The 9,617-nt window shown below is 60.4% G+C and carries 6 protein-coding genes and 1 other RNA gene; 1 reads left to right on the top strand and 6 read right to left on the bottom strand.

Going from position 1 to position 9,617, the window contains the following annotated elements:
- Positions 1-309: 309 nt before the first annotated feature.
- The 5 genes from LKD37_RS10715 to LKD37_RS10695 form a co-directional block, all read right to left on the bottom strand.
- Complete coding sequence (locus LKD37_RS10715; protein ID WP_302929203.1) at positions 310-1,197, bottom strand: aminoglycoside phosphotransferase family protein; 888 nt, start codon at positions 1,195-1,197, stop codon at positions 310-312.
- A 237-nt stretch (positions 1,198-1,434) separates the two neighbouring features.
- On the bottom strand, positions 1,435-1,797 hold the full coding sequence (locus tag LKD37_RS10710; protein ID WP_370686868.1) for a YbaB/EbfC family nucleoid-associated protein: 363 nt from the start codon (positions 1,795-1,797) through the stop codon (positions 1,435-1,437).
- Between the two features lie 41 nt (positions 1,798-1,838).
- Positions 1,839-3,674, bottom strand: a complete 1,836-nt coding sequence (gene dnaX / locus LKD37_RS10705) for a DNA polymerase III subunit gamma/tau (protein ID WP_302929201.1) — start codon at positions 3,672-3,674, stop codon at positions 1,839-1,841.
- A gap of 59 nt (positions 3,675-3,733) precedes the next feature.
- Positions 3,734-3,833: signal recognition particle sRNA small type (ffs, locus tag LKD37_RS10700), an RNA gene on the bottom strand.
- A gap of 135 nt (positions 3,834-3,968) precedes the next feature.
- The gene (locus LKD37_RS10695; protein ID WP_302929200.1) at positions 3,969-4,745 is read right to left on the bottom strand and encodes an SWIM zinc finger family protein; all 777 of its coding nucleotides are present in this window, start codon (positions 4,743-4,745) and stop codon (positions 3,969-3,971) included.
- Positions 4,746-5,072: 327 nt separating this feature from the next.
- Between LKD37_RS10695 and LKD37_RS10690 the strand changes: the two genes are divergently transcribed.
- Complete coding sequence (locus LKD37_RS10690; protein ID WP_302929199.1) at positions 5,073-7,484, top strand: phosphoketolase family protein; 2,412 nt, start codon at positions 5,073-5,075, stop codon at positions 7,482-7,484.
- 60 nt (positions 7,485-7,544) lie between these two features.
- On the opposite strand, the gene LKD37_RS10685 is transcribed toward LKD37_RS10690, so the two are convergent.
- Positions 7,545-9,602, bottom strand: coding sequence for an ABC transporter permease (locus LKD37_RS10685; protein WP_302929198.1), 2,058 nt, complete (start codon positions 9,600-9,602; stop codon positions 7,545-7,547).
- Between the last annotated feature and the right edge of the window lie 15 nt (positions 9,603-9,617).

The following is a 9,617-nucleotide window of genomic DNA, read 5'->3' as shown; positions in this document are numbered from 1 at the left end:
CCCCGCAGCCCACCGGCTGCGGGGGTTCTGCCCGTTGCGAAGGTGTTCCCTCCAAGCCGCCCCGCCGAGGGCAGCAGGCCCTACGGACTTGGCTCTCCCTCTGGGAGAGCTGTCACTGAAGGTGACAGAGAGGGCCTGCTGGGCGGGGCCCATGTCTGCCCACCATCGTGCCAAACGCAAAAAAGCAGCCTTTGGGGCACCCTCCGTAAGGAAGGGACTCCAATGATTTGTATTTAGCTTTTTTCGCGGATTGTGGTGTCATAATCCGATGCTTGCTATCCCTGTGGACACGACGGCAAATGCTTCGTATTATTTATTTATAATAACTCCTTTGTACCAAGTCGGAATGGATTTCGTCATATTCTCATACCAGCTTAGTACATCTTTTGCTTGATTTATCATTACTTGAATTTGGCTCTGCCCAAAAGGAATTGCCCAAGGCACAGAAGATAAAGCATTGCTGCTAATATAAAGTGCGAGCAACTCCCAAAACGGAATTGGTACGTCATTGCTGAAGTATCCGTTTACCATTCCGGTTGCAAACAAAGGGGTAGCTTGAGCGCACCACACAATGCGGTTAAATTCTTCCCACGGATCTCCGAAGTCATTTCTATTAAAATCAATGATGTAGAGTCGCTTATCATTCCCTATCATCATATTGCCGATATGGTAATCTCCGTGCTGATAGGTTCGAGGGCGACCGCTGAGCAAATATCTGTGAGCGTTAATGTAATCAATGAAGGCTTGTCCATTTTCGTACTTGACAGAACATTCTTCATACATCTTGATTTTGTGGTCTGCTTTACGATTAAAATAGATTTCCCAATCTTCTATTTCTTTCGGAGCGGGGATTTTATGAATTTCTTTTAGTATTTTTCCCGCTTCAAAACCATAAGAATACTGTTCTTGGTCTGTTAAATTATGTATATTTTCTTCTGCATCAATGCCATCTATCCAAGTTTGAATAGAATAAACTCCTTCATCAAATGTGCCGAACTCTAAGGGGCGGCACATTGGTACACCGAGAGCTGCTACCTGACCCATAAGTTCATATTCGCTTTTTTTCCTGTCATACTGTTCAATCGGAGAAACACGAAGCAAAAATTTATTTCCTTGCTCGTCGGTAACACAGTATTTTCTATCTTCTGACCAACCTTTATCTATTAGTTGCTTTGTAATAAATTCATGTTGTGGCATAGCCTTTCATCCTTTCAAAGAATTATTTGCCTTACAAAAATTATTCTTGGTAAAATTATATTTCTTATTATACAGAAAATAAAATCATTATTTACTATTTTTTGCTCCTACCGTAATCCTTCAATATGATTGTTTTTCCTATAAATCCAAATTCCGGCTGACGACAAAACCAAAGGGAGACAACTTCCTTACGAAGCCTCTCCCTTCGGCTGCTTTTTTGCTATTTCTCATGTAAATTCAGAACAAACCGGGGATGTTCAGCCCGCCGGTGAGGGCGCCCATGGCGGACTCCATGGCCTCCTCCGCCTGGCGCAGGGCCTCGTTGACGGCGGAGATCACCAGGTCCTGCAGCATCTCCACGTCCGCCGGGTCCACGGCGTCGGGCTGGATGGTCAGGGCCGTCAGCTGCTTCTTGCCGGACACGGTGGCCTGCACCGCGCCGCCGCCCACGGAGGCGGTGAAGCTGCTCTCCTCCACGTTCTTCTGGGCGCTTTCCATCTCCTGCTGCATCTTGGCCAGCTTCTGCTGCATTTGCTGCTGCTGGCGCATCATCCCGGCGCTGCCGCCGAACCCGTTGCGGGCGCTGTATCCCTTAGCCATGGTTGAAATCTCCTTTATAATACTGATTTAATATCGTGCGATCACTTGATTTTGAAATTTTCCAGCTGGCGGCCCTGGGCGGCCACCTCGTCCAGCTTGTCCGGGGCCTTTTCCGCCGGAGGCTCCTCCCAGGGGGGCGTCTGCTCCGGCTCCGGGACTTTCTCCGGGGGCTTCTCCGGCGCTTTTTCCGTCACCTTCTCCGGCTTGGGCCGGGGCTTGGCGTTTTTTTTCCCCGCCGGGGCTCCGCCTACCGTCAGCGCCACCCGGATGGTCTGCCCCTCGGTGGCGGAGGCCACCTCCTGCAGCACGTGCAGCACCGTGTTGTTGTTCAGGGAGTCCCGGACGAACTCGTTCTGGCAGTACAGCGTCAGGCAGTCGCCGTCCACCGCTCCCTGGACCATGTTCAGAAACACCCGGTGGTTCACCGCCAGGCGGCCCTTGCAGTGCTCCTTCATGGCGTCCCACTTGCCGGTGTCGCCCACCACGGCGGTGGACTTTGCCGCCACAGGCTTCCGGACCGGTCTGGCGGCAGGGCGAGCCGCAGGCGGCTCCTCGTCCGGAATATCGTATACCCGCTCCCGTCCGCCGGGTTCCTCCGGCAGGGGCGGCTCCTCCGGCATAGGGGGCCGGTCATCGCTTGGCACGTCCCGGCTTGTCCCGGCGCTGTCCCGGGACAAAGGGGCGGTTTTGGGGGACGTCCCGGCGGTTTGCGGGACAGCTTTTACCGGTATTCCGTTTGCAACCCGATCCTCCAGACGGTCGATCCGCTGGCTCAAAGCCGTCAGGTCGCCGGACAGACTTTCGTCACACAGCCGCAGCAGACACAGCTCCGCATCCGTCCGGGGCTGGAAGCTGTCCCCCAGCCCGGCGCAGCAGGACTGCAGCGTCTCCGTCAGATACAGAAACCGCCGCATGGGCTGGCTGCCGGAAAGGGACTTCAGGGTCTTGGTATCGTATATGCCCGTCAGCAGGGCGGCGGCCCCGTCGGGGGCGGCCTTGAGAATGGTCATGTCCCGGGCCAGGTCCCCCAGCTCCCCCAGCATGGCGGCCACGTCCTTGCCGCCCCGGTACAGCCCGTCCAGCCGGGTCAGAGCCCCGGCGGCGTCCCGCCGCAGGATGCAGTCCATCAGCTCCACCGTCTGGACGCTGCCGGCCAGGCCCAGAATATCCAGCACCGCCCGGCTGTCCAGCTGGCCCTGGGCCACCCGGCACTGATCCAGCAGGCTCAGGGCGTCCCGCAGGGCGCCGTTGGCCATCCGGGCCAGGATCTCCGCCCCGTCGGGAGTCAGGTCGATCTGCTCCGCCTGGGCGATTCCCAGCAGGTGCTTTTCCATATCCCGGGGCAGAATGCGCTTGAAGGTGAAGCGCTGGCACCGGGAGAGAATGGTGGCCGGGACCTTGTGCAGCTCCGTGGTGGCCAGGATGAACATCAGGTGCTCCGGCGGCTCCTCAATGGTTTTCAGCAGGGCGTTGAAGGCCTGGGTGGACAGCATGTGGACCTCGTCGATGATGTAGACCCGCTTTTTCAGCACCGTGGGGGTGTATACCGACTCGCTGAGCAGCTCCCGGATGTCGTCCACCCGGCTGTTGCTGGCGGCGTCCAGCTCCGTCACGTCCAGCAGGGAGCCGCTGTCGATGCCCCGGCAGGCCTCGCACTGGTTGCAGGGGGCCCCGTCCTCCGGGTGCAGGCAGTTGACGGCCTTGGCCAGAATCCGGGCGCAGGTGGTTTTGCCGGTGCCCCGGGTGCCGGTGAACAGATAGGCGTGGGCCGTGCGGCCCTCGGCCACCTGCCGCTGGAGGGTGCCGGTGATGTGGTCCTGGCCCACCACCTGGGAAAAGGTTTTGGGCCGCCATTTCCGATACAGTGCCTGATACATGAACCAGCCCTCCCTTCGGCCGAAAAATCAGAACAGAACAAACTCCTCCGCTGCCAGCCACGGGGCCGGTGGACTCGCGGCACATGGATGATCCCTCTTAATGCTGCTCGGTTCCCCGCCTGACATGATTCGTGGGTATCCATTGCGCGAGACCGGCTCCGCAGCTGGCGGCGGAGGAGTCGTCATGAAGATATCTTATCACATTTCCCCTCGGTTGGCAACAGGAAATTTGCAGCCGGAGAAATCGCCGAAGCGCTGTCCTCAGCGGGCCGCTGTTGGGGGAAAATTCCCAGTTTATGGCGCAAACGGGCCGTTTTCCCGGCTATCCACGGCGTATTCAAACAGCGTCTGCCGGTAGACGGCGGCAAAATAGCCGCTGCGCGCGTAGGCGTCCGGGTACTGCCCCTCGATCCATCCCAGCAGATCCTGCAATTGCAGCATGACCGCCGCCTGGTGCTTGCAGCAGCCGCTGCAGAAGCAGGAGCAGACCAGACGGCTGATTTCTCCGTTTTCCCAGGCAAACTCCACCTCATAGGGAGCCGTGCCCTCCACAAGGGCGTACCCCGCCCGGCCGTCCAGGCTGATATAGCGGACCAGTCCGCGCTTGTAGTAGTCATATCCCCGCTGGAACATGGCATCGCTGGCCCACAGCTCATCTAGGGAGAATGCTTCGTCGTCCGCGCCGCTGGCAAACTCCTCCTCCGGGTCCGCAGGCGGCAGGAACCATCCGGCGGCCTGACAGGCCGGCAGAGCGCCGCGGTCAAAGGTAACCAGGTGGGAGCCCGCCGCGTAAAACAGCCCGTCCACAGCGATGTCCGCCACGGAAATCACTCGCTTATAGTCAGAGAGCCTGATTTTGAAGCTGTAGTTGACCTGGGTAACGCGGCCCCGCTGCCCGGCCAGCTTGCCGTCCACAAAGACCAGGTCGCCGGGCTTCAGGTCGAACCGGTCGTTGTAGTACGCCAGGCTCCGGTGGTTGGCAGCAAAATAGACCTGCACCACGGACCTTCTGGGGATAGTCCGTTCCGACTTATGGGCAGTCCCCGCTGAAAATTTGATACTGAACGCCATAGTATGCGCCCTCCTTTCCTCTTACGCGCCTATTATACGGCGCTGGGTGTCCCTAAAATCGGACTGCCGGACAATGGAGAAACCAATTGCATTCCATGTTTCGCAAAGCGGTGGGCCATCCGTTCTTATCCTCCGCTATTCGTGCATTAACTCCAAACTTAAATTTGATTCTTCAAAAAATATTTACAAATTTATGCTTCCATTTTTGTAATTCATGTGTTATGCTAATGCTAACCTAAGATTTCAGGCCAAAATTCAAATTAACCCGAATCTTAATTCCGCTTGCGGCGCACATAAGCCCAGGTAATTGCACAAGGAGGAATCATCATGCCCGAATTCAAGCCCGGTGCGCGGCTGTCCAAGAAGCCGCCGCTGAACGAGCAGGAGCTCTATCAGATCGACGCCTACTGGCGCGCCGCCAATTACCTGACCGCATGCCAGCTGTATCTGCTGGACAACCCGCTGCTGGAGCGTCCGCTGCGCAAGAGCGACCTCAAGCAGACCATCGTGGGCCACTGGGGCACCTGCCCGGGCCAGAACTTCATCTATACCCATCTGGACCGGGTCATCAAGCGCAGTGACCTGGACATGATCTATCTCTCCGGCCCCGGCCACGGCGGCAACGCCATGGTGGCCCAGGACTGGCTGGACGGCAGCTATACCGAGGTCTATCCCAACATCACCCGGGACAAGGACGGCATGCAGAAGCTGTTCAAGCGCTTCTCCTTCCCCGGCGGCATCCCCAGCCATGTGGCCCCGGAGACTCCCGGCTCCATCCATGAAGGCGGCGAGCTGGGCTATTCCCTGGCCCACGCCTTCGGCGCCGTGGCGGACAATCCCGACCTGATCGCCGCCTGCGTGGTGGGCGACGGCGAGGCCGAGACCGGCCCCCTGGCCACCTCCTGGCATGGCAACAAGTTCATGAATCCCATCACCGATGGCGCGGTGCTGCCCATTCTGCACCTGAACGGCTTCAAGATCGCCAACCCAACCATCTTCTCCCGCATGAGCCACGAGGAGGTGGAGAGCTTCTTCCGGGGCTGCGGCTGGGAGCCCCGCTTTGTGGAGGGCGACGAGCCCATGCTCATGCACCAGCAGATGGCGGCGGCCCTGGACTGGGCCATCCGCGAGATCAAGCGCATCCAGCGGGAGGCCCGCAAGAGCGGCCAGGCCAAGCGGCCCCGCTGGCCCATGCTGGTGCTGCGCACCCCCAAGGGCTGGACCGGGCCCAAGGAGGTGGACGACCTGCCGGTGGAGGGCTGCTGGCGGGCGCACCAGGTACCCATCTCCATGGGCGCCGACGCTGACCGGCACCTGGCCCAGCTGGAGCAGTGGCTGCGCTCCTATAAGCCGGAGGAGCTGTTCAACTCCGACGGTACGCCCGTGGAGCTGGTAGCGTCCTTCCCCCCTGCGGGCAATCGACGCATGGGTGCAAACCCCCACGCCAACGGCGGTCTGCTGCTGCGGGATCTGCGGACCCCCGATTTCCGGGACTATGCCGTGGACGTCACGGTTCCCGGCAGCGTGGAGGCCCAGGATATGTACGTTCTGGGCACCTATGTCCGGGACGTAATGAAGCTGAACATGGACGCCCGGAACTTCCGGATCTTTGCCCCGGATGAGACGGCGTCCAACCGCTTGCAGGCGGTGTTTGAGGTCACCGGCCGCCGCTTCCTGGACCAGCAGATCCCGGGCATCGACGACCATCTGGACCCCGACGGCCGGGTTATGGACTCTATGCTCTCCGAGCACTTCTGCGAGGGCTTCCTGGAGGGCTATCTGCTCACCGGACGCCACGGCTTCTTCGACAGCTATGAGGCCTTCATCCGCATTGTGGACTCCATGTTCGCCCAGCACGCCAAGTGGCTGAAGATGTGCAGCGAGCTGCCCTGGCGGCACGACATCGCCTCCCTGAACTATATTCTGGCCTCCAACGTGTGGCAGCAGGACCACAACGGCTTCACCCATCAGGACCCCGGCTTCCTGGACCATGTGGCCAACAAAAAAGCCGACGTGGTGCGCATCTATCTGCCGCCGGATGCCAACTGCCTGCTCTCCTGCTTCGACCACTGCATCAGGAGCCGCAACTATGTCAACGTGATGGTGGCCAGCAAGCACCCCCGGCCCCAGTGGCTGACCATGGAGCAGGCGGTGAAGCACTGCACCCAGGGCATCGGCATCTGGGATTGGGCCTCCAATGACGCCGGGTGCGAGCCGGACGTGGTGATGGCCTGCTGCGGCGACACCCCCACCCTGGAGACGCTGGCTGCCGTCAGCATCCTGCGCCGGGAGCTGCCGGAGCTGAAGATCCGTGTGGTGAACGTGGTGGACCTGATGAAGCTGCAGCCCCACACCGAGCATCCCCACGGCCTCACCGACGAGGAGTATGACGGCCTGTTCACCAAGGATAAGCCCATCATCTTCGCCTATCACGGCTATCCCACCCTGGTCCATGAGCTGACCTATCGCCGCCACAACAAGAACCTCCACGTCCGGGGCTATAAGGAGGAGGGCACCATCACCACCCCCTTCGACATGCGGGTCCTCAACGACATCGACCGCTTTGACCTGGTCATCGACACGGTTCGCCGTCTGCCCCAGCTGGGCAATCGCGGCGCCTACCTGGTCCAGAAGATGCAGGATAAGCTGGTGGAGCACCGGCAGTATATCCGGGACAACGGCGTGGATCTGCCGGAGGTCCGGGAGTGGAAGTGGGATCTGACCCCCGAAACGAAGTAAACCGAGTTTCAAAACAGATTTTTTCAAAGCAAAGGCGGGCCAGCGGCCCGCCTTTGCTTTTTATCCCGCCTTGCGGATGCCCCGGTTGGCGGTGAGGATGCTGACCAGGGCAATCACTGCCAATGCGATGGCCAGGGCTGCGGCGCACAGGGCCACGGTCTGGCCGGTGGATACCTTCAGCGTCAGATCGGAGCCGGTCAGGGCCTGGATTTTGTCCGTGGCCCAGGACATACCGGGGATGCTGACGGCCAACGCGATGACGGTTCCGGCAGCCGCCATCAGGGCCGAGGGTATCCAGATTTGTCCCGCAATATCCCGGCGTTTCGCGCCCAGTGTCCACATACGCAGGGCGGTTTTGCTCTCCTGCATGGGGAGCAGTACGCAGTACGCCGCCAGCACCACCGCCCAAAGGGCCAGACCCACACAGAGCACCGTCCGGGACACCCGGGTGTAACCGTCCAGACTCTCCACGATGTCGCTGTACCCCTGGTCATAGTAGGTCACCGCGCCGCCCAGCTCGTTTTCCGCCAGCCGTGCCTCCATCTGGTCGATGGTGCCGTTTTGCAGGATCAGGCTGGACCACACGCCGTAGTTGCCGGTTACCGTCTGGCAGGTGACGCTTTTCTCCGGCACAAACACGCTGTTGGGGGTAAAGCTGGTGGGGGTGGTCACCCACTCGCTGCTCTGGCGATACAGGCCGATGATGGTGTACTCCGTCTCCTGCCGGAAGCCCTCCTGGGCCACGAACACAGACGCCCGGGGATTGCAGGACTCCTGAAACCGGGCATAGATCGGGGGAAGCCCCGGGTCATCCTCATACAGGGACAGGGGCAGGGAATCCCCTACGTTCAGACCATTTTCCCGGGCCAGGGACTCGGAAATCAGGCACACCGCTGCTCCGGAGTCATACTCCGATTGGGAGAAGCTGCGGCCCTGGGTGACCATGGCGTTCCCGGCGGCGAAATCCGCCAGGGCCTCTACCTTTTCCACCGTCAGCACCGGCACGCTGTGGTTGGTGACGTCCAGTGCTTTCAGGGCCGTCTGCCAGGAGGCGGTGCCGTCCATGATCTCCCGGGCGGTAACGCCCTCCGGAAGCTCCTGGATGGACGGCAGGTCATAGCGGCCATAGTCCACCGTCTGCATCGTCCACAGGCCGGAATCCCCGTCCGGGGCCAGGGTTTCCATCATCCCGGAATACCGGACCACATTGGTGCGCAGGTGGTCCGCCGCGTTCATGGACAGGCTGAACACCTCCGCCCCGGTGGTGGGGTCCCGATAACCCGGGGCGTCCGGGGGCAGTTCCTGAAGCGTCTCGTCCAAAACCTGCTCCTCCTGGCGGGTCCTCTGGTCATAGCGGATCAGGTTGTTCTCAATGTCCAGGGACCAGGGGTCCAGCTGCACGTTGGTGTCCCACAGAATTTCGGCGGCGATTCCGCATCGCTCCTCCCACTCCGTGTCGTCATAGGTGCAGGCCAGCAGCAGATATCGTTTTCCCGCCTCCGGCCGCACGGGGACGTCCCCATCGCTGTAATACTGGGTGAATCGGATATCCGCCTGCCATCCGGTGGGGTCCCGCAGCCCCTGCTGCAAGCCGTACACCCCCTGCACCTGCCCGGATATGGACCATGTGGACTCGGAGTAGGATGCCCCCTCCTGGGGCCGGTCATGGCGCTCCAGAGCGTCCGTTACCAGGACCTCCAGGATGAAGTATGTATAGGGGGCGTCCGGGGCGGAGTCCATTGTCTCGCCGCCATTGTAACTGCGGAAATTGTACAGATCCAGCAGCGGTTTCAGGCCGGGGCTGTACCCGCTGACCAGGCCCACCCTGGGCCGGGACCGGATGATGCTCCAGTTCTGCTGTTCCGGCTGTTCCAGGAACCGGGCCGCTTCCCATGCGGCGGAGGCACTTGCGAGGGATGGGTCGGAATCCCCCGCCTGCTCGTCCCCGCCAGTGACCACCGCCACGGTGGTATAGGTCTCCTCCACCCCGGCCCGGGTCTGGACCGCCGCCCAGAACTGTCCCCCGGATAGGGCCAGGATCACCCCCGCCAAGGCCAGCAGCAATGCGCCGAAGGCCGCCTTCACCGGCCGCCGGGTCAGTTGGTGCATGGGATTCATAAGCGCAGCTCCTTT

Source organism: Brotocaccenecus cirricatena, from assembly GCF_020687045.1.
GTDB lineage: Bacteria > Bacillota > Clostridia > Oscillospirales > Oscillospiraceae > Vescimonas > Vescimonas cirricatena.
This window is presented reverse-complemented; position numbering and strand designations above follow the sequence as displayed.